Consider the following 20,081-nt stretch of genomic DNA (forward strand, 5'->3'; position numbering starts at 1 on the left):
CGGTTATAAATAAAATCCGTACCTTTGCATGAAAATTGTAATTTGTGGTATATGAAGCATCCGTTGAGAAGTTCCGTCTGCACCGAGGGGAGGCGCATGGCAGGCGCCCGCGCCCTGTGGGTGGCCACGGGCATGAAGCACGAACATTTTGGAAAGCCCATCATTGCCGTGGTCAATTCGTTCACCCAGTTTGTGCCGGGACACACGCATTTGCACGAGATAGGGCAGATTGTGAAGCAGGAAATCGAGAAGATGGGCTGCTATGCGGCCGAATTCAACACGATAGCCATCGACGACGGCATAGCCATGGGGCACGACGGCATGCTTTATTCGCTGCCCTCGCGCGACATCATCGCCGACTCCGTAGAGTACATGGTCAATGCCCACAAGGCCGACGCCATGGTCTGTATTTCCAATTGTGACAAGGTGACGCCGGGTATGCTCATGGCTGCCATGCGGCTCAACATCCCGACAGTGTTCTGTTCGGGCGGCCCCATGGAGGCCGGCCGCTGGCGCGGCGAGAATGCCGACCTCATCACGGCCATGGTTAAAGGTGCCGACCCCGAGGTGAGCGACGAGGAGCTGCAGCAGATCGAGGCCTGTGCCTGTCCCGGTTGCGGCAGCTGCTCGGGCATGTTCACGGCCAACTCGATGAACTCGCTCACCGAGGCCATCGGCCTCTCGCTGCCCGGCAACGGCACCATTCTGGCCACGCATGCCAACCGCATCGAGCTGTTCCGTCAGGCGGCGCGGCAGGTCGTGAAAAACGCATTGGCCTATTATGAAGACGGCGACGACAGCGTGCTGCCCCGCAACATTGCCACGCGTCAGGCCTTTCTCAACGCCATGACACTCGATATTGCCATGGGTGGCAGCACCAATACCGTGCTCCATCTGCTGGCCGTGGCCCAGGAGGGTGGGGTGGACTTCCGGATGAGCGACATCGACCGGCTGAGCCGCAAGGTGCCCTGCCTGTGCAAGTTGTCGCCCAACACGCAGCAGTATTCTGTGCAGGAGTGCAACCGTGCAGGCGGCATTCTGGGCATCCTAAACGAGCTGAACAAGGGCGGACTCATCGACGACAGCGTGCGTCGGGTGGACGGCATGACCGTGGGCGAGGCCATGGAGAGGTACGACATTACGCGTCCCGACGTCTCGCCCGAGGCCTCCCGCATCTACCACAGCGCGCCGGGCCGCCGCTTCTCCACCCGGATGGGGAGCCAGAACGAGCAGTGGCCCACGCTCGACACCGACCGCGAGCACGGCTGCATCCGCAGTTTGGAGCATGCTTACACCAAGGACGGCGGTCTGGCTGTGCTCTTCGGCAACATCGCCCAGGACGGCTGCGTGGTCAAGACAGCCGGTGTGGACGAGGCCTTGTGGCACTTCTCGGGGCCCGCCGTGGTGTTCGACTCGCAGGACGATGCCTGTGAGGGCATCCTCGGCGGCTGTGTCAAGAGCGGCGACTGCGTGGTCATCACCCACGAAGGGCCCAAGGGAGGCCCCGGCATGCAGGAGATGCTCTATCCCACTTCCTATATCAAGAGTCGCCACTTGGGCAAGGCATGCGCCCTGATTACCGACGGCCGCTTCTCGGGCGGCACCAGCGGACTGAGCATCGGACACGTCTCGCCCGAGGCCGCCTCGGGGGGCAACATCGGCAAAATCAAGGATGGCGACATCATCGAAATAGACATTCCGGGCCGCAGCATCAATGTGAAGCTCTCCGACGAGGAGCTTGCCGCGCGGCCCCAGCAGCCGCTGAAGCGCCGGCGTGTGGTGAGCAAGGCCCTGCGCGCCTATGCCCAGAGCGTGAGTTCGGCCGACAAAGGCGGCGTGAGAATCATAGAATAAGGATAACAGAACAGAACTTTCAGCATTATGAACCCTACAAACAAGCAGCACAATACCACCCCATTCACTCCTGTCAGACAGCGCGGCCCCGAGGCCCCTTGGGCGGGAATCCGCATCGGCGAAGAATGCACGGGGGCAGAGATACTCATGCGCGCACTCTATCAGGAGAGTGTACGCACCATCTTTGGCTATCCCGGCGGCGCCATCATACCAGTGTTCGACGCCTTGTACACCTATACCCACAAGCAGGATCCCTGGTTCCACCATGTGCTCGTGCGCCACGAACAGGCGGCAGCACACGCCGCCGAGGGCTATGCCCGCGTGAGCGGCGAGGTGGGTGTGGCCCTGGTCACCTCGGGTCCGGGCGCCACCAACACCATCACGGGCGTGGCCGATGCCATGATGGACTCCATTCCCATCGTCGTGATTGCCGGCCAGGTGGGCATCAGTTCGCTGGGCACCGATGCCTTTCAAGAGGTGGATCTCGTGGGCATGGCCCAGCCCATCACGAAGTGGAGCTACCAGATACGTCGGCCCGAAGACGTGGCATGGGCCGTGAACCGGGCGTTCTACATTGCCCGAAGCGGCCGTCCCGGCCCTGTGGTGCTCGACTTTCCGCGCAACGCGCAGACGGGCAAGGCCAAGTGGATGCCCGGCAAGGCCGACGCGGTGCGCTCGTACTGCCCCTGCCCCAAGATAGACGCGGGGGCTGTCGAAGCCGCCGCCGCACTCATCAACCAGGCCAAGAAACCGATGGCTCTGGTGGGTCATGGCGTGGAGATTGCCGATGCTCAGCAGGAGCTCACGGCCCTGCTGGAGAAAGCCGACATCCCTGCAGGCTGCACGTTGCTGGGCCTCTCGGTGCTGCCCTCGGGCCATCCGCTCAACGTGGGCATGCTTGGCATGCACGGCAACTACGCGCCCAACGTGAAGCAGCAGGAGGCCGACGTGATTATTGCCGTGGGTATGCGCTTCTCCGATCGCGTCATTGGCCGGCTCGACCGCTATGCCAAACAGGCCAAGATTATCCATCTCGACGTGGATGCCGCCGAGATAGACAAGAACGTGAAGACCGACGTGGCCGTGGTGGGCGACTGCAAAGAGAGCCTCGCGGCTATCTCCGCGCTTGTGGACAAGGCCGACCACAGCGCATGGCGGGCCTCGTTCGGCCCCCTCTATGAGAAGGAGAAGCGTGAGGTTATCGACCCCTCCATCCATCCGTCTGAGGGGCCGTTGCTCATGGGCGAGGTGGTGAACGCCGTGGCCGAAGCCACCCATGGCCAGGCCATTCTGGCCAACGACGTGGGCCTGAACCAGATGTTCTCCAGCCGGTATTTCAAGTTTGGCGTGAAGCGTAGCATCGTCACCAGCGGCGGTCTGGGCACCATGGGCTTCGGTCTGCCAGCTGCCGTGGGTGCCGTCTTCGGCGCACCCGACCGCACGGTGTGCCTCTTCACGGGCGACGGCGGCTTCCAAATGTCCATCCAGGAGCTGGGAACCATCATGGAGGAGCAAGTTCCGGTGAAGATGATCGTGCTCAACAACAACTATTTGGGCAACGTGCGGCAGTGGCAAGACCTGATGTACGACAAGCGTCGTTCGTTCACTCACATGCTCAATCCCTGCTACGAGGACATAGCTCGAGGCTATGGCATCGCCTACGATTTGGTGACCGACCGCAAGGATCTGGAAGCCAAGGTGGCCCGTATGCTGGCCACCGACGGGCCCTACCTGCTGGAGTGCGCCGTCAAGGAGGAGGAGAACGTCACCCCGATGGTGACTCCCGGCAGTGCCGTGGACGAAATGATGTTGCATTTGGACATATAAGAATTATGGAAAAGAAGTTTTATACCTTGCTCGTTTACAGTGAGAACGTGGCCGGTATCCTCAATCAGGTGACGGCCGTTTTCACCCGTCGGCAGGTCAATATAGAGAGTCTCAACGTGTCGGCATCGAGCATTGACGGCATCCACAAGTACACAATCACCTGCTGGAGCTGCGAAAGCGAGATAGAAAAAATCACGAAACAGCTCGAGAAGAAGATAGACGTCATCAAGGCCGACTACTATACCGACGATGAATTGTTCATTCACGAGGTGGCGCTCTTCAAGATTTCAACGCCCGTACTGCTCGACAATGCCGAGATTTCGCGCACCATCCGCAAGCACGACGCACGCATGATGGAGGTGAACCCCACCTATTCCACGGTGTTGCTGGCCGGTCTCACCGAGGACATCTTCGACCTCTATACGCGGCTCAACAGTTTCAACTGTCTGCTGCAATACACGCGTTCGGGGCGCATCGCCGTGACGCGGAGCTTCGAAGAGCCCGTGACCGACTTCCTCAACGGGCAGGACAATCTGTAAATCAGCCACATGCGGTCTTCCGGACGGCATGTGCAGAAAGCACAAGGATATGGAGAAGATGCTGCCCAAGACGGGCAAATACGAGTTTATGGCCGAGCCGTTCCACTGCGATTTCAGCAACCGGCTGTTCATGGGACACCTTGGCAACGCCATGCTCAACGCGGCCGACTTCCACAGTAACGACCGCGGCTACGGCATGAGCTACCTGAATGGCTTGCACAAGACCTGGGTGCTCTCGCGTCTGGCCATAGAGATGGAGGAGATGCCTGCGGCCTACGACCGCTTTTCGGTGGAGACTTGGGTGGAGAGTGCCATGAAGTTCTTTACGAGCCGAAACTTTGCCGTGACCGGCCCCGACGGCCGCACACTGGGCTACGGCCGCAGCATCTGGGCCATGATCGACACGGAAACGCGGCAGCCGGTGGACTTGCTGGCCGTGCGCGACGGGCTTATCAATGCCTATGTGGAGCGCGACAAGGCGTGCCCCATCAGCAAGCCCTCGCGCGTGAGGATGGACAAGGAGGCCCCGCTGGTGCACAGCCTCGACACCTATTACAACGACATTGACGTCAACGGCCATGTCAACTCGGTGAAATACATCGAGCATGTGCTCGACTTGTTCGACCTCTCATGGTACCGTTCGCACCGCCTCCGGCGCTTTGAGATAGCCTATGTGGCCGAGAGTCACCAGGGCGACCGACTCCATTTCTACCGGGAGCAGACCGGCGAAGACGAGTATGGGGTGAGAATCACCAAGGGAACGGACGATGAGGTAGAGGTTGTAAGAAGTTTGATAAGGTTTGCAAAAGATTGAAAGAAACCTTTGCGGTTTGCTTTTAAATCGTTACCTTTGTGCGCGAAAACAAGCGTCGGCGTGCACGCGAGGAAAGAAACATGGAAGTTTAACGTTATAAATACATATCATTATGGCAGAGATGAACTTTGGTGGCGTAGTTGAAAATGTAGTCACCAACAAGGAATTTACTTTGGAAAAGGCACGCGAAGTGCTCAAGAATGAGACGATCGCAGTCATCGGCTATGGTATTCAGGGTCCCGGCCAGGCCGGAAACCTCCGCGACAACGGCTTCAACGTCATTGTGGGCCAGCGCGAGGGCAAGACCTACGACAAGGCGGTGGCCGACGGATGGGTGCCCGGAAAGACGCTGGTTTCCATCGAGGAGGCCGTGCAGCGTGGCACCATCATCTGCATGCTGCTCTCCGATGCCGGCCAGATTGCTGTGTGGCCCAAGATCAAACCCTATCTCGTGCCGGGCAAAACGCTCTATTACTCGCATGGCTTTGCCATCAACTGGCAGGATCGCACGGGCGTGGTGCCCCCCGAAAACATCGATGTCATCATGGTGGCTCCCAAGGGATCGGGCACCTCGCTCCGCACCATGTTCCTCGAAGGCCGCGGTCTGAACTGCTCGTATGCCGTTTATCAGGACGCTTCGGGCAAGGCAGAGGAGAAGACCATAGCCTTTGGCATCGGCATCGGCGCCGGCTACATGTTCAAGACTACGTTCCACAAGGAGGCCACATCCGACCTTACCGGCGAGCGCGGATCGCTGATGGGGGCCATCGAAGGACTGCTGGAGGCACAGTATGAAGTGCTCCGCTCGCACGGCCACTCCCCCTCGGAGGCGTTCAATGAGACCGTTGAGGAGCTCACCCAGAGCCTTGGCCCGCTGTTCGGCGAAAAGGGAATGGACTGGATGTATGCCAACTGCTCGACCACGGCCCAGCGCGGTGCACTCGACTGGCGGCCCCGTTTCAAGGCGGCCATCAAGCCTGTCATGGAGTGGCTCTACCTGAGCGTGGAGAACGGAACAGAGGCTCAAATCTCCATCGATAAGAACTCTCAGCCCGACTATCGCGAGAAATTGAATGCCGAACTCAAGGAAATGCACGACATGGAAATGTGGCGTGCAGCCGAGACGGTGCGTCAGCTCCGCCCCGAGAACAACTAAGCGGCCATTCAAAACAGAAGACAAGCGGGAGCCCCGAACCTCTTCCAAGGTTCGGGGCTCTTTGTGTTCGTGTCACTGGAAGCCCTTGGAGGCCAGACAATAAAGCCGTATTCACCCCACGATAAAGCCGTGGAGGCACAGCGAAAAACCCGTAAACGCATGATGAAAAACCCGTAAACGCGTGACGAAAAACCCGTGGACGCGTGGCGAATAACCCGTGGACGCACGACGGCAAAATGGCCGCCGGTCGCCGGTGAGGCGGGGCATTATATGAAAATGCAGGCTCCCTCTACGTGGATTTGCTCTTCGGCGGCCAGCTGGTGCAGGGCCTCGTCGAGCCGGGCCTTGGGCAGTGGCAGCCGGGAGAGCTCGGTGAGAGCGTGGCGCCGGCCGTCGGACAGCAGGCCGAGGATGAGCCGCACGGCCTCGCCGGTGCCGGGTTGGGGATTGGAGGACGCGACGACAGCCCGGCAAACATCGCATGCGCCGCAGTCGTGGCTGCCGGTCTCGCCGAAGTAGCGCAGCAGCTGGCGGCTGCGGCAGACGCTGCCGTTGGTGGCGTATTCCATCATGGCGTCGATGCGTTTGGTGAACTGCGTCTTGCGGTCTTCGTACACACTGGGCGGGATGACCACGTCGTCGCGGTCTACGCGGTCGCGCAAGTAGGTGATGAAAGGCGTCTTTCGCTGGGGAATGAAGCTGAGGATGTGCTTGTGGTCAAGGCCCCGCAGCACCTGGTAGGTGCGTTCGCGGCCCAGCCCTGCCTGCTGGGCGATGAGGGCTTCGTCGATGTAACCGTAGTCGGTGAACAGGCTGCCGTAGTTGCGCAGCACGGCCGTGATGACGGCATCTTCGTCGGGCGAGGTCTCCTCCAGCCGGTAGAGCTCGTTGCGCCGCAGCAGGAACATCAGGCGGGCCGCGGCATCCGGGTCGGTCTCGTAGGCGATGAGGCCTGCGCTTTGCAGCAGACGCAGGGCGGCGTCCACCGTGAGCGGGAAGTACTTGTAGGTGTGGCAGAACTTGTCTATCTCGAAAGAGAACGTGTGGCCGCCGCCGCTACCCGTGCCGATGACGTAGTAATAGGCCAGGTGCTCGTACACGTCGCGGATGTAATCCTTGGGCGGAAAGTTGTCGTCGATGCGCTTGCAGAGCTTGCGCCGGTCGCTGTTGTTCCACAGCAGCACGGCATAAGCCGTCTGCCCGTCGCGGCCGGCCCGCCCCGCTTCCTGGAAGTAGGCTTCGATGGAATCGGGACAATCCACGTGGACGACGAGGCGCACGTCGGGCTTGTCGATGCCCATGCCGAAAGCGTTGGTGGCCACGATGACGCGTTTGGCCCCCTGCTGCCACAGCCGTTGCCGCTCGTCCTTGGTGGCGGGCTCCAGTCCGGCGTGATAAAAAGTGGAGGAAAGGCCCTGCTGCTCCAGCAGGGCCGAGATGTCCTTGCAGCGTCGGCGGCTTCGCACATAGACGATGGCCGAGCCCTGTACGGCGGTGAGAATGCGGGCGAGCTCTGCCTCCTTGTCGGTGGCTTCGCGCACCACGTAGGCCAGATTTCTGCGCTCGAAGCTCATGCGAAACACGTTGGGACGGCGGAACGACAGCCGCTGCTGGATGTCGTCGGCGACCTGCGGTGTGGCCGTGGCCGTGAGCGCGAGCACGGGAGCCTCGGGCTTGAGCCGGCGGATGTCGGCAATTTGGAGGTAGGAGGGGCGGAAGTCGTAGCCCCACTGGCTGATGCAGTGGGCTTCGTCCACGGTGATGAAGCTCACGCGGATGCGCTTCAGCTTCTCCAGAAAGATGGTAGAGGAGAGGCGTTCGGGCGAGACATAGAGAAACTTGACGTCGCCGAGGATGCAGTTTTCCAGCGTCTTCACAATCTCGGCACGCGACATGCTCGAGTAGATGGCCGAGGCAACGATGCCCTTGGCCCGCAGATGCTGCACCTGATCTTTCATCAGAGCAATGAGCGGCGTGACGACAAGGCACACGCCCTCCTGGGCCAACGCGGGCACTTGAAAGGTAATGGACTTGCCGCCGCCCGTGGGCATGAGCCCCAAGGTGTCGTTGCCCGCCCCGATGCTGCGGATTATATCGTGCTGGATGCCACGAAAATTGTCGTAGCCCCAGTACTCCCTGAGGATGCGCTGATACTGGTCGGCCATGGGTTGCAGCCCTTTACAGCTCGTCCTCGGCCGGCCGGATGTCCTCGATTTGCAGCTGCACCTGGTTGCGCTTGAACACGTTTTCCTCGATGGTGTAGGCAATGTCGAACGAGCGTTTCGACTTGATGTAGCGGGCCGAAGCGCTTTGTCCGAAGGCGATGCCGTTGACCACGGCCCCCGATTTGGAGTCGACGAGCTCCAGTTTGATGTGTTCCTGCGCGCGTCCCACCACCTTGCTCGTGCCGTAATCGTAGACTCCCTTGGTGCAGAAAACCGGTTTGGGGTTGCCCGGCCCAAAGGGGGAGAAGCGCTTCAAGTCGTTGTACAGCCGCTTGGAAATGTCTCTAAAGTCGAGCTCCGCATCCAGATCGAGGTAGGCTTCAGTCTGTTCGGGCATGATGTGCTCCTCCACAAAGTGCTGGAATCGACGGCGGAACTCGGGCACATCAGCCCATCGCAGCGTGAGCCCGGCGGCGTAGGTGTGGCCCCCGAAGTTGAGCAACAGGTCGCGGCAACTCTTGATGGCCGCATAAATATCGAAGCCCATGACCGACCGGGCCGAGCCCGTGGCCAGCTCGTTGTCGCGTGTAATCACCACGGTGGGCCGGAAATAGATCTCCGTGAGCCGCGAGGCCACGATGCCGATGACTCCTTTTTTCCAATGTTCGTCGTAGAGCACGATGCTGGAATGGTGCTTCTGGCTTTCGAGTTTGGCCACAATCTGGTTGGCCTCTTCGGTCATTTGCTTGTCAATATCCTTGCGTTGCTCGTTGTATTCATTGATGTGACGTGCCTCCTTGAGGGCGGTGGCGAAGTCCTTTTCAACGAGCAGAACCACGCTCTCCTTGCCGTTTTCTATGCGTCCCGAGGCGTTGATGCGTGGGCCAATCTTGAAGATAATGTCGCTCATGGATATTTCGCGGCCGTTGAGTCCGCAGATGTCGATGATGGCTTTCAGGCCTACACTGGGATTCTGGTTGAGCTGTTTGAGGCCGTGGAAAGCCAGAATGCGGTTTTCGTCGACCACGGGTACAATGTCGGCGGCGATGCTGACGGCGCAGAAATCGAGCAAAGGGATGAGCCGCGAAAAGGGAATGCCGTTGTTTTTGGCAAAGGCTTGCATGAACTTGAAACCCACGCCGCAGCCGCACAGCTGCTTGAAAGGGTAGGTGTCGTCGGGGCGTTTGGGGTTGAGGATGGCCACGGCGGGGGGCATCACATCGTCGGGCACGTGATGGTCGCAGATGATAAAGTCGATGCCCAGGCTCTTGGCATAGGCAATTTCCTCGATGGCCTTGATGCCGCAGTCGAGTATAATGATGAGCTTGACGCCCGTTTCGTGGGCAAAGTCCATGCTCTTGCGACTCACTCCGTAGCCCTCATCGTAGCGGTCGGGGATGTAATAGTCGATGTTTGAATAGAACTGTTGCAGAAACTTATACACCAGCGCGACGGCCGTGCACCCGTCCACGTCGTAGTCTCCGTAGACCAGAATGCGCTCCTTTCGCCCCATGGCATCATTCAATCGGTCGACGGCCACGTCCATGTCTTTCATCAGAAACGGGTTGATGAGGTCGGCCAGCTGAGGCCGGAAGAACCGCTTGGCGGCGCTTTCTGTGGTGATGCCCCGCTTGATGAGCAGTTGCGCCAGGATGGGATTCACGCTGAGCTTCTCGCCCAACTCCCTGGCTTGCTGGATGTGGTCTGGTGTAGGAGGGTCATATTTCCATTTGAAGTGCATTTGATTTTTCCTTTATTTCTGCCTCAAAGTTACGAATTTTCACCGAGAAAGCTAACAGATTCCACGTAAAAGTTGGCCTCGTCCGGCGTAAATGACAGAGGGGACGCGCCAAGCGAATGGCGCGTCCCCTCTGATGGCGGGCCCTTGTGGAGCCCGTATGGCGGCGGCGTCAGATGCCGATTTTCTTTCTAATGTCCTTGGGCACGGCGTTCTTGTTGACCATAAAGTCCATGGTATTGGCCACGATGAAGTTCTTGGTCATGTACCAAATGCCCTTGTAGTCGCCGGTCTCGCCCCACGAATTCTTCACCATGTAGTACTCCTTGCCGTTCTGATCCTTGGCAATTCCATAGATGAGCATGCCGTGGTCGTCGGTGAGTTCCCAGTTGTCGTAGCGTTCCTGCCGCTGCTTCTGCGTGGGCGTTATTTCGGGCACGTTCACGCCCAGAGAGTCTACAATGTTCTTCTTTTGGGCCGCAGAGAGCTTCAACCACTTGCTCATGTCGCTGCCTTCCATGCCTTCGAGCTTCTTGATGTCGCACATATAGGCCAGGCCTTGACGGGTGAAGCCGTCCTCGCTCACGTCTCCGCCCCAGGCCACGGTGTAGCCGTTCATGATGGCATTGTCAATGATTTTGGCCAGGTCGTCGATGGGCACGTTCCACGAGAGCGGGTTGCGCCAGTTGTCTTGCACCTCTACAGCAAACGATGTCCAGAAAGGATGGTGGGTGTAGGAGGTGAAGGTGGTGTAGTTGTTCCAGTCCAGACCCAGGCTGGCTGCGAAGCTCTGAGGCGTGTAACTCTTGCCCTGGTAGGTGAAGTTTTCGGGGCATCGGCCCAGATAGGCGTCGAGAATGCCCTGCAATCCCACTTTCCACTGGGTGGAAAGTTTCTTGGAATCACTCTTGGCCACGCTCTCCACGTAGGGGGTCATCACGGCGAAGAACTCATTGTAGTTGTTCAGTGAGTCGCCGTAGAGGCTGCCGGCGGCAGGCATGGCAGTCTCGGGGCAGATGCCGTAGTGCTGGATTACGTAGAGCGGATCGTAGCAACTGCCGCCCTGCGAGAACTGACAGTCGCCGTGAAGACGCACTACTTGGACGGCGCGGTCCATGTAAGTCTTGTTGGCTACAAAGCTCTCACACAGGTCGTAAGTCTTTCCTGTGGCCTTGAGTATCTCGGCCTCGAAGAAGCTGAGCGTGGAAAAATCCCAGCAAGTGCCCGATCGATTCTGGTTCTTGATGCTGGTGATGGGGTTCTCTTTGACGACGGTAAAGACAGGCTTGTTGGGGTTCACGCTGTCTTTCTTGGCCTCTGCGCTGGCACTCATTGCAGTCACGGCAAGGGCGGCCAGTACGATAATTTTCTTCATTCTTTTGTTTATTGTTTTGATGTGATTGGTATTGCAGGGGTGCATGGCGGCTCAGCCGGCCATGTAGGCCTCTACATCCTTGGGATGATAAGGTATGCGGTCTTGCCCGATGAAGCGGCAGCCGTCGGCGGTGATGAGCAGGTCGTCCTCGATGCGGATGCCTCCAAAGTCCTTGTAAGTCTCCAGACGGTCGAAGTTGAGGAATTCGGCGCAGTGGCCGCTGGCCCTCCACTCGTCGATGAGGGCTGGGATGAAGTAGATGCCCGGCTCGTCGGTCACGACGAATCCCTCCTCGAGCCGACGGCCCATGCGCAGGCAATTGGTGCCGAACTGTTCCAGATTGGGTCGCGTCTCCTCGTCGAAGCCCACGTTGATTTGGTCGAACGATTCCATGTCGTGCACGTCCATGCCCATCATGTGGCCCAGTCCGTGGGGCAGGAACATGGCGTGGGCGCCGGCCCGCACGGCCTCCTCGGTGTCGCCTTTGGCCAGTCCGAGCTCCTTGAGCCGGTCGAACATGAGCCGGCATACCGAGAAGTGCACGTCGGCATACTTCACGCCCGGGCGTGCCACCTCCAGTGCATGGTCGTGGCAATCCTCGACGATGGAGTAGATTTCAAGCTGCCGTTGCGTGAACTTGCCGCTTACGGGGCAGGTGCGGGTGTTGTCGGAGCAATAGTGTTCCATGGTCTCTGCGCCGGCGTCGCACAGGGCCAGGCGACCGCTTTCGAGCGGGGCCATAGAGGGGTTGCCGTGCATAATCTCGCCGTGCTGGGAGAAGATGGTGGGGAAACTGACCATCGAACCGTAGGAGTGGGCCACGCCGTCGACCTGCCCGCCCACGTATTTCTCGGTCACTCCCGGCCGTATGAGGCGCATGGCCGTGGTGTGCATCTTGTAGCCAATGACGGCTGCACGCTCCAGCTCGGCTATCTCCTCGGCCGTCTTTACCGACCGCATTTTCACCACGGCACGGATGAGTTGCATCGATGCGCTCTCCTTTTGCTGGTTGGGATGAATGCCCAGCAGGTCGAAAATCTGTATCTTGATGTCGGCCCGGTAGGGGGGCAGGAAGTGGATTTGACGCTTGTTTCGCATGGCGTCGTTGCAGATGGTCTTCAGCGTTTTCATGGGAGCCGAGTGGGTCACGCCCACTTGGGCGGCCATGTCGGCCACGCTGTCCACCGACCCGTACCACACGATGTCGTCGATGGAAATGTCGTCGCCCAGGAGCGTCTCCCGGTCCTGGTCTATGTCGATGACGCCCACCAGGCCGTCGCGCTTCTGTCCGAAGTAGTAGAGAAAGGAGGAATCCTGGCGGAAAGGATAGTACCCGTTGTTGGGAAAATTGGCCGGAGACTCGTTGTTGCCGAACATCACGATGATGCCGCTGCCCACGAGCCGCTTCAGTTCGGCCCGGCGGCCGACGTATGTTTCTTTGTTGAACATGGGGTGTTTTTTAACGCTTTGCATGGCAAAGTTACGAAATATCCCATGAAAATGAGTATCTTTGCAAGTAAAATTTAGGTATTTTATGCGAATTGACAGAAACACAGGCCTGGTGCTTGAAGGCGGCGGAATGCGCGGCGTCTTCACCAGCGGCGTGCTCGACGCCCTGATGAAGCACGACGTTTACTTCCGTTACGTGGTGGCCGTGTCGGCCGGCGCATGCAACGGCATGAGTTATATTTCGCGCCAACCGCGCCGCGCCCGTATCGCCAACATCGACCTGCTGGCCCGCTACGACTACATCGGGCTGCGGCATCTGGTGACTCAGGGCTGCATCTTCGACCAGCGGCTGCTCTACGACCGGTTCCCCAACGAGCTGGTACCTTTCGACTATGACACCTATTTCCGCCATGCGGGCGGCTTCGAGATGGTGGCCACGAGCTGCGTGACGGGCCGTCCGGTGTATCTGAGCGAGACCCACGACCGGCAGCGCACCTGTGACATCGCCCGGGCTTCGAGCAGTCTGCCCTATGTGAGCAAGATGGTGGACATCGACGGCGAGCCGATGCTCGACGGCGGAATCACCGACTCCATTCCCGTGGAGCACGCCATGGCCATGGGCCACGAGACCAACGTGGTGGTCTCCACGCGCAACTATGGCTACCGCAACACCGGGCGCGACCGCCGCATCCCGGCCTTTGTCTACAAGTGTTACCCGCGTCTGCGCGTGGCCTTGAGCCACCGCATCGAGGTCTACAACCGCCAGTTGCAGCTCATCGAAGACCTGGAACGCGACGGCCGCATCGTCTGCATCCGCCCGCAACGGCCCATGGAGGTGCACCGCATCGAGAAAGACACGCAGCGGCTGGAACGGCTCTACGAGGAGGGTTTCCGGCTGGGCGAGCAGTTCTGCGGGCGGTATTTGTAACGCAAGTATTGGGAAAGTGCGGGACGATAAGGCTGTCAACGCGTCGCGATGGCGGCGTTTTCGCCTCATGTTTACGGCGTTGTCGCGTGGCGATAACGCCGTCTTTGTTTTGCGTTTGCGGGTTGATGGTGCAGCGGCGATAGCGGCGGGTCGCGACGGCGGCTGTTTTGCCGCTGCACAATGACGGGACAGGGCGGGTTACCCGAAGAGAAAGAAAGTGGCCCGGCACAACTGCGTTGTGCCGGGCCACTTGGGTTATGACGGTGTGTCAGGGGTTATGCCTCTTCCAGACTCCAGTCTTCCTTGCTCTTGCGCACGTACGACTGGTAGCGCAGTTTGGCCATCTGCTCGGCGGCGGCAAAGAGCTCTTCGGCCTCGTTGGGATAGGCCTTGGCCACCGAAGAGTAGCGCACCTCGCCCATCAGGAAGTCGCGGAAGTCTGCCCAATTCGGGGCTTTCGAGTCGAGCTGGAACGGATTCTTGCCCTCGTCGGCCAGGCGCGGGTCGAAGCGCCACAGGTGCCAGTAGCCGCAAGCCACGGCCAGAGCCTCCTCGGTCTGCGAGGTGCCCATGCTGCGCTTCATCTTCTTGGTGCCCTTGATGCCATGGTTGATACACGGGGCGTAGGCGATGACGAGCGACGGTCCGGGGTAGGCCTCGGCCTCGCGGATGGCTTTCAGCGTCTGGGCATTGTCGGCGCCCATGGCCACCTGGGCCACGTAGACATAGCCGTAAGTGGCCTGCATGAGGCCGAGATCCTTCTTGCGGATGCGCTTGCCGGAGGCGGCGAACTGGGCGATGGCGCCGAGCGGGGTCGACTTGGACGACTGTCCGCCCGTGTTGGAGTACACCTCGGTGTCGAGTACGAGGATATTCACGTCCTCGCCGGTGGAGAGCACGTGGTCGAGACCGCCGTAGCCGATGTCGTAGGAGGCACCGTCGCCGCCGATGATCCACTGGCTGCGCTTTACGAGATAGTGGTCGAGCGTCTTCAGCTCGGCGCATACGGGGCAGCCCTTGTCGGCTCCCTCGGCGATGAACGGCTTCAGCACCTCGGCGGCTGCCTTGGAAGCGTCGGCGTCGTTCTTGCCCTCAATCCACTGCTGGGCGGCCTCCTTCATGGCTGCCGGCGTGGTGTCGTCGGCCATAAGCTCGTTGAGCAGCACGGTGATGCGCTCGCGCATCTTCTTGTTGCCCAAGGCCATGCCGAGGCCAAATTCGCAGAAGTCCTCGAACAGCGAGTTGTCGAAAGCCGGGCCTTGGCCCTTGGCATTGGTCGTGTAAGGCGTGGAGGGGATGGACGCCGAATAGATGGACGAGCAGCCCGTGGCGTTGGCAATCATCTCGCGGTCGCCGAAGAGCTGGGAGATGAGCTTCACATAAGGAGTCTCACCACAGCCCGCACATGCGCCCGAGAACTCGAACAGCGGCTGGGCGAACTGGGAGTTCTTGGGACTCTGCTTGATGTCTACGAGGTCCTGCTTGGACTTCACGTTCTTCACCATGTAGTCCCAGTTCTTCATTTCCTGCTGCATTTCGGGGGTGTCCACGTTGAAGGGCACCATCTTGAGAGCCTTCTCCACGTTGCCGGTCTCCCGGTTTTTCTTGCCCGGGCACACGTCGGCGCAGTTGCCGCAGCCCAGACAGTCGAGCACGGACACCTGGATGCGGAACTGCATGCCCTTGAGCTGCTTGGGCGCCAGCACGTCGATCGTGCGCACGTCGCAGCCCTGAGACTCGGTCTCGTCGAGCACGAACGGGCGGATGGTGGCGTGAGGACACACGTAGGCGCACTTGTTGCACTGGATGCAATTGTCCGAGTTCCACACGGGAACAAAGGCTTCCACGCCGCGCTTCTCCCAGGCGGCGGTGCCGTTCTGCCAAGTGCCGTCCACGGTGCCGTGCTTCACAAAGTCGGACACCTTGAGCAGGTCGCCGGCCTGTGCGTTGATGGGACGCACCAGTTCGTTGACGAATGCGGGTGCGCCGTCGTCGGTGGCAGCGTCGTCGGGCAGGTTGGCCCATGCGGCATCCACGGGCAGCTCCTTGTACTCGCCGCCGCGGTCTACGGCTGCGTAGTTCAGCTTCACCACGTCTTCACCTTTCTTGCCGTAAGACTTCACGATGAAAGCCTTCATCTGCTCTACGGCCAGCTCGATGGGAATCACCTTGGTGATGCGGAAGAATGCCGACTGCAGGATGGTGTTGGTGCGGTTGCCCAGACCAATCTCCTGGCCTATCTTGGTGGCGTTGATGTAGTACACCTTGATGTTGTGCTTGGCAAAGTGGCGCTTTACCTTGTTGGGAATGAAGTTCACGAGCTCCTCGCCGTCGAAGATGGTGTTGAGCAGGAACGTGCCATTGTCGCGCAGGCCGCGCGTCACGTCGTACATGTGCAGGTAGGCCTGAACGTGGCATGCCACGAAGTTGGGCGTGTTCACCTGGTAGGCCGAGTGGATGGGCTCGTCGCCGAAACGCAGGTGAGAGCAGGTGAAGCCGCCCGATTTCTTGGAGTCGTAGGAGAAGTAGGCCTGGCAGTATTTGTCGGTATTGTTGCCGATAATCTGCACGGAATTCTTGTTGGCACCCACTGTTCCGTCGGAGCCCAGGCCGTAGAACTTGGCCTCGAAGAGCGAGTCGCCGCCCATGGGAATCTCTTCCACCTCGGGCAGCGAGGTGAAAGTCACGTCGTCTACAATGCCCACGGTGAAGTGATCCTTGGGCATCGGCAGCTCCAGATTGTTGAACACGGAGATGATTTTCGCCGGTGTGGTGTCCGAAGAACCCAGACCATAGCGGCCGCCCACGATGAGGGGTTTACGGGGATCATCGTAGAGGGCCGACTTGACATCGAGGTACAGCGGCTCGCCCTCGGCTCCCGGCTCTTTCGTGCGGTCGAGCACGGCAATGCGTTTCACGGTGTCGGGGATGGCCTTCTTGATGGCCTCCACGGAGAACGGACGGTAGAGGTGTACGGCCACCATGCCGACTTTCTTGCCCTGTTTCACGAGGAAGTCGATGGCTTCGCGGGCTGCCTCCGTGGCCGAGCCCATGAGCACGATGATGTTTTCGGCATCTTTGGCACCATAGTAATTAAAGAGGTGATACTCCCGTCCGGTGATTTTGGAAATCTCGCCAAGGTATTTTTCCACAATCTCGGGCACAGCATCGTAGTAGGGATTGCAGGCCTCGCGGTGGGTGAAGAACGTTTCGGGGTTCTCGGCCGTGCCGCGGGTCACGGGGCGTTCGGGCGAGAGGGCACGGTCGCGGAAGCGCTTGATGTCCTCGGGATCGATGAGCTTGGCCACCTCGTCCTGGTCGATGGCCTCAATCTTGTGGTACTCGTGGGAGGTGCGGAAACCGTCGAAGAAGTTGATGAAAGGCACCGAACTCTTGAGCGAGGCCAGATGGGGCACGGCGCTGAGGTCCATCACCTCCTGCACGGAGCCCGAGCAAAACATGGCGAAGCCCGTCTGGCGGCAGGCCATCACGTCTTGATGGTCGCCAAAAATGCAGAGCGAGTGGCTGGCCAGTGTGCGGGCAGACACGTCGAACACGCAGGGAAGCAGTTCGCCGGCAATCTTGTACATGTTGGGGATCATCAGCAGAAGACCCTGCGATGCCGTGAACGTGGTGGTGAGGGCACCGGCCTGCAGCGAGCCGTGGACGGCACCTGCGGCACCACCTTCAGACTCCATTTCCTGCACGGATACCGTCTGGCCGAAGATGTTCTTACGACCCTTGGCAGCCCATTCATCGACATGTTCTGCCATGGGAGAAGACGGAGTGATGGGGTAAATGGCGGCCACCTCGGTAAACATATAGCTTACATGGGCAGCGGCGGTATTGCCGTCACAAGTCATAAATTTCTTTTCTTTTGCCATTTTAAATAGATAATAAAAGTTTATAATGTTCTTGTCATTGCTTGATTCAGTAGAGGAAGCCGAAGAGCCACAGCGGAACCTGGTTGTCGTGGCCCACCTCTGTGTTGTAGCGTGCATAGGTCACCTCGCTGTTGTAACGCTGCTTGCCCGGCGCGTGGGCGTCGCAGATGCGGAACTTGCGGCTGTCGTCAATCATGTAGTAGTGCGATTTGTTCCCCTCGCTCACGGTGTGGTCTTTCCACAGCGAGTTGACGAAGAACGTCTCCATAACGTCCTGCTCGTCTATCTGGATGGGATAAATGGCATATATGAGGTTGGAATTGTGCATCATCACCTTGGCCGGCTTCTTGGGAAAATGCTGTCCGGGGGTGTAGATGATGTTGATGAGGCGTGCATCGGCCAGGTACTTGATGTAGTTCATCACCGTGGCGCGGCTGGTGTCTATCTGCGTGGCCAGCTGGCTGATGTTGGGTGCATGGAGCCCGTCGACGGCGAGCAGGTAGAACAGCTTCTTGATCTTCGTGAGGTATTTCAGCTCAATCTGCTTGATGAGCAGGATGTCCACCTCGGTTGTCATGTTCATCGTCTTGAGCAGGTTTTCCGCATAATTGCGGTGTTCCAGAAAGAAAGGGTAGAAGCCGTGGTGCAGATAGTCGGCGAAATATTGCTGCGGACTCACGAGCGGAAGAATCATCTTGACAATGTGCTCGTGGTTGTTCACAATCTCGTCAAGCGTGTAGGGAGCGAAGTGGTTGCCCGTTTGCAGGTTGAGAAACTCGCGGAACGAGAAGCCGCGCAGGTTGTAGCTCTTGACAATGCCGTTGAGTTCGGGGTTCTCCTCCTTGAGTCGCATCACGCTGGAGCCGGTGAATACAATCTTCAGCTGCGGAATCTCGTTGTAGCAGCTGCGCAGCTCCTGGCTCCAGTTGGGCTGCTTGAACACTTGGTCGATGAGCAGCACGCGCCCCCCCTGCTTCACGAAGTCGCGGGCAAAATCGGCTATGCCGCGCCCTTGGAAGTAGAAGTTGTTCATGTTCACATAGAGGCACTTGCGGTCGTCTTTCCCAAAATGTTCCTTGGCGTATTGCAGCAGAAAAGTGGTCTTTCCCACACCGCGGGTTCCCTTGATGCCTATCATACGGTCGTTCCAGTCGATCTCGTCCATCAAGCTGCGACGAACCGGCACGTTGGTATGTTCTACGAGGTACGCGTGGGTGCGAAAGAAAGCTTCCATCTACTGTCTTTTTGCGTTACGTTTAGTCGTTGCAAAGATAGACACATTATTTGGATTTTGCAAACTCTGCATAGCAAAACTTTTGCGTTTTAGCTTTTTTTGCATAATGAATACGGCGGAAAAGTGGGTGCGGACAGCCTCTCCTGTCCCGACCAAAAACAAGGGGCGTAAGCTGTGTTTTTAGACAGAACAACAGAAACTGCGCGTTGGATTTTTAGACAGAACTACATAAAGGACATATAGCTGCGCGATGAAAAAGGACACACAGATTCCACGCGTGGTATTTTCTCACAGATTCCACAGATTTCACAGATGCTGCGCGGTGGAATGGCACAGGAGTTTAGTGTAGTTTTGGCGTGCGGGTCGGCACGGAGGCTGGCCCCTACATCAAAACCTCGCATGCGCGCAATCATCGCGCAGCATCTGTGAAATCCCTGCAATCTGTGAGAAAAGTTCTGTCTAAAAGAATCGCGGGCCGTGTCTCACGACACAGCCCGCGCAAAAAGAGATATTATAAAAACACAATATAGAGGTGTATTGTAGTTACCTTGTCTGTGTAAAGGGATGGCCGGCACCCCGTGCGTGTCCGTTCATACAACTGTCAATCGGTGGGTTAAAGACAACTGGAAACAACGGGTAACAACATTTATGCCGTGGCGCAGCGTTGTTTGTTGTTGTTCATCGTTGTCTTTTGAATCCATGCAATATGTCGCTTTGTCTTTTGAACCTATGCGATATGCCGTTGTCTTTTGAATCCAATGCACTTCACCCCTCTACTTTCTCGTACACAAATAGGGAGCCGTTCTTGTTCTGCCCCACCCAGATGGTCTTGGGCTGGCCGTCGGCACCCGTCTGGCCCGCCACGGCGAGCTCGTAGTGCCGCTTCACGCCCGTCCCCTCCGTCTTGCCCGTGAACGACAGGCTACCGGCCGCAAGCCCCAGCTGCTGCTCCAGCGCGGCGAAGCCCGGCCGCAGATGCGCCTCGTGCTCGGCACGGCGGCGGTCGCGCGTCGTCTGCGACGTGCCCGCGCGGTGGGCCAAGAGCGTGCGGCGGTTGTCCACCAGGTTGTTGTACTGCGTGATGAGCGAGGCGATGGGGGCCGAGGGCTCCAGCTCGT

12 protein-coding genes and 1 pseudogene are annotated in these 20,081 nt (G+C 58.9%); 6 read left to right on the top strand and 7 right to left on the bottom strand.

What is annotated here, in order from left to right:
- Window positions 1-51: 51 nt before the first annotated feature.
- The 5 genes from ilvD (at window position 52) to ilvC (ending at window position 6,190) form a co-directional block, all read left to right on the top strand.
- On the top strand, window positions 52-1,854 hold the full coding sequence (gene ilvD, locus L888_RS0109370; RefSeq protein ID WP_027952697.1) for a dihydroxy-acid dehydratase: 1,803 nt from the start codon (window positions 52-54) through the stop codon (window positions 1,852-1,854).
- Window positions 1,855-1,881: 27 nt separating this feature from the next.
- A complete protein-coding gene (gene ilvB / locus L888_RS0109375) occupies window positions 1,882-3,681 on the top strand; it encodes a biosynthetic-type acetolactate synthase large subunit (protein WP_075261858.1) in 1,800 nt (599 codons plus the stop codon).
- A 5-nt stretch (window positions 3,682-3,686) separates the two neighbouring features.
- Complete coding sequence (gene ilvN / locus L888_RS0109380) at window positions 3,687-4,220, top strand: acetolactate synthase small subunit (RefSeq protein ID WP_027952699.1); 534 nt, start codon at window positions 3,687-3,689, stop codon at window positions 4,218-4,220.
- Between the two features lie 49 nt (window positions 4,221-4,269).
- Window positions 4,270-5,034 (top strand): acyl-[acyl-carrier-protein] thioesterase, encoded by a 765-nt coding sequence (locus tag L888_RS0109385; protein WP_027952700.1) that lies wholly within the window; start codon window positions 4,270-4,272, stop codon window positions 5,032-5,034.
- 112 nt (window positions 5,035-5,146) lie between these two features.
- A complete protein-coding gene (gene ilvC, locus L888_RS0109390) occupies window positions 5,147-6,190 on the top strand; it encodes a ketol-acid reductoisomerase (RefSeq protein ID WP_005844375.1) in 1,044 nt (347 codons plus the stop codon).
- A gap of 266 nt (window positions 6,191-6,456) precedes the next feature.
- Here the strand turns inward: ilvC and L888_RS0109395 are convergent, their stop codons facing one another.
- From L888_RS0109395 to L888_RS0109410, 4 genes are all read right to left on the bottom strand, one after another.
- Complete coding sequence (locus tag L888_RS0109395) at window positions 6,457-8,355, bottom strand: RecQ family ATP-dependent DNA helicase (protein ID WP_027952701.1); 1,899 nt, start codon at window positions 8,353-8,355, stop codon at window positions 6,457-6,459.
- A 13-nt stretch (window positions 8,356-8,368) separates the two neighbouring features.
- Window positions 8,369-10,096 (bottom strand): single-stranded-DNA-specific exonuclease RecJ, encoded by a 1,728-nt coding sequence (gene recJ, locus L888_RS0109400; protein ID WP_027952702.1) that lies wholly within the window; start codon window positions 10,094-10,096, stop codon window positions 8,369-8,371.
- 169 nt (window positions 10,097-10,265) lie between these two features.
- A complete protein-coding gene (locus tag L888_RS0109405; RefSeq protein ID WP_027952703.1) occupies window positions 10,266-11,468 on the bottom strand; it encodes a C1 family peptidase in 1,203 nt (400 codons plus the stop codon).
- Between the two features lie 51 nt (window positions 11,469-11,519).
- Window positions 11,520-12,917 carry an aminopeptidase P family protein gene (locus L888_RS0109410; RefSeq protein ID WP_027952704.1) on the bottom strand — a complete coding sequence of 466 codons (1,398 nt, stop codon included), beginning with the start codon at window positions 12,915-12,917 and terminating at the stop codon, window positions 11,520-11,522.
- 85 nt (window positions 12,918-13,002) lie between these two features.
- On the opposite strand from L888_RS0109410, the gene L888_RS0109415 reads away from it, so the two are divergent.
- Complete coding sequence (locus tag L888_RS0109415) at window positions 13,003-13,845, top strand: patatin-like phospholipase family protein (RefSeq protein WP_027952705.1); 843 nt, start codon at window positions 13,003-13,005, stop codon at window positions 13,843-13,845.
- A 275-nt stretch (window positions 13,846-14,120) separates the two neighbouring features.
- Here L888_RS0109415 and nifJ read toward each other — a convergent pair whose 3' ends face one another.
- The 3 genes and pseudogenes from nifJ to L888_RS14680 form a co-directional block, all read right to left on the bottom strand.
- Window positions 14,121-17,729: a pyruvate:ferredoxin (flavodoxin) oxidoreductase gene (gene nifJ / locus L888_RS0109420; RefSeq protein ID WP_027952706.1), complete on the bottom strand. Its 3,609-nt coding sequence runs from the start codon at window positions 17,727-17,729 to the stop codon at window positions 14,121-14,123.
- Window positions 17,730-17,775: 46 nt separating this feature from the next.
- The gene (locus L888_RS0109425) at window positions 17,776-18,963 is read right to left on the bottom strand and encodes an ATP-binding protein (protein WP_005844362.1); all 1,188 of its coding nucleotides are present in this window, start codon (window positions 18,961-18,963) and stop codon (window positions 17,776-17,778) included.
- Between the two features lie 765 nt (window positions 18,964-19,728).
- Window positions 19,729-20,081 (bottom strand): annotated as a pseudogene (locus tag L888_RS14680) (DUF6261 family protein); the annotation flags it as partial.

The organism is Hallella seregens ATCC 51272 (assembly GCF_000518545.1).
Taxonomy (GTDB): domain Bacteria; phylum Bacteroidota; class Bacteroidia; order Bacteroidales; family Bacteroidaceae; genus Prevotella; species Prevotella seregens.

Excerpts from the sequence above, each read along its gene's own strand:
- ilvD (WP_027952697.1), top strand. The coding sequence starts at position 52 with ATGAAGCATCCGTTGAGAAGTTCCGTCTGCACCGAGGGGAGGCGCATG.
- ilvB (WP_075261858.1), top strand. The coding sequence starts at position 1,882 with ATGAACCCTACAAACAAGCAGCACAATACCACCCCATTCACTCCTGTC.
- ilvN (WP_027952699.1), top strand. The coding sequence starts at position 3,687 with ATGGAAAAGAAGTTTTATACCTTGCTCGTTTACAGTGAGAACGTGGCC.
- L888_RS0109385 (WP_027952700.1), top strand. The coding sequence starts at position 4,270 with ATGGAGAAGATGCTGCCCAAGACGGGCAAATACGAGTTTATGGCCGAG.
- ilvC (WP_005844375.1), top strand. The coding sequence starts at position 5,147 with ATGGCAGAGATGAACTTTGGTGGCGTAGTTGAAAATGTAGTCACCAAC.
- L888_RS0109395 (WP_027952701.1), bottom strand. The coding sequence starts at position 8,355 with ATGGCCGACCAGTATCAGCGCATCCTCAGGGAGTACTGGGGCTACGAC.
- recJ (WP_027952702.1), bottom strand. The coding sequence starts at position 10,096 with ATGCACTTCAAATGGAAATATGACCCTCCTACACCAGACCACATCCAG.
- L888_RS0109405 (WP_027952703.1), bottom strand. The coding sequence starts at position 11,468 with ATGAAGAAAATTATCGTACTGGCCGCCCTTGCCGTGACTGCAATGAGT.
- L888_RS0109410 (WP_027952704.1), bottom strand. The coding sequence starts at position 12,917 with ATGTTCAACAAAGAAACATACGTCGGCCGCCGGGCCGAACTGAAGCGG.
- L888_RS0109415 (WP_027952705.1), top strand. The coding sequence starts at position 13,003 with ATGCGAATTGACAGAAACACAGGCCTGGTGCTTGAAGGCGGCGGAATG.
- nifJ (WP_027952706.1), bottom strand. The coding sequence starts at position 17,729 with ATGGCAAAAGAAAAGAAATTTATGACTTGTGACGGCAATACCGCCGCT.
- L888_RS0109425 (WP_005844362.1), bottom strand. The coding sequence starts at position 18,963 with ATGGAAGCTTTCTTTCGCACCCACGCGTACCTCGTAGAACATACCAAC.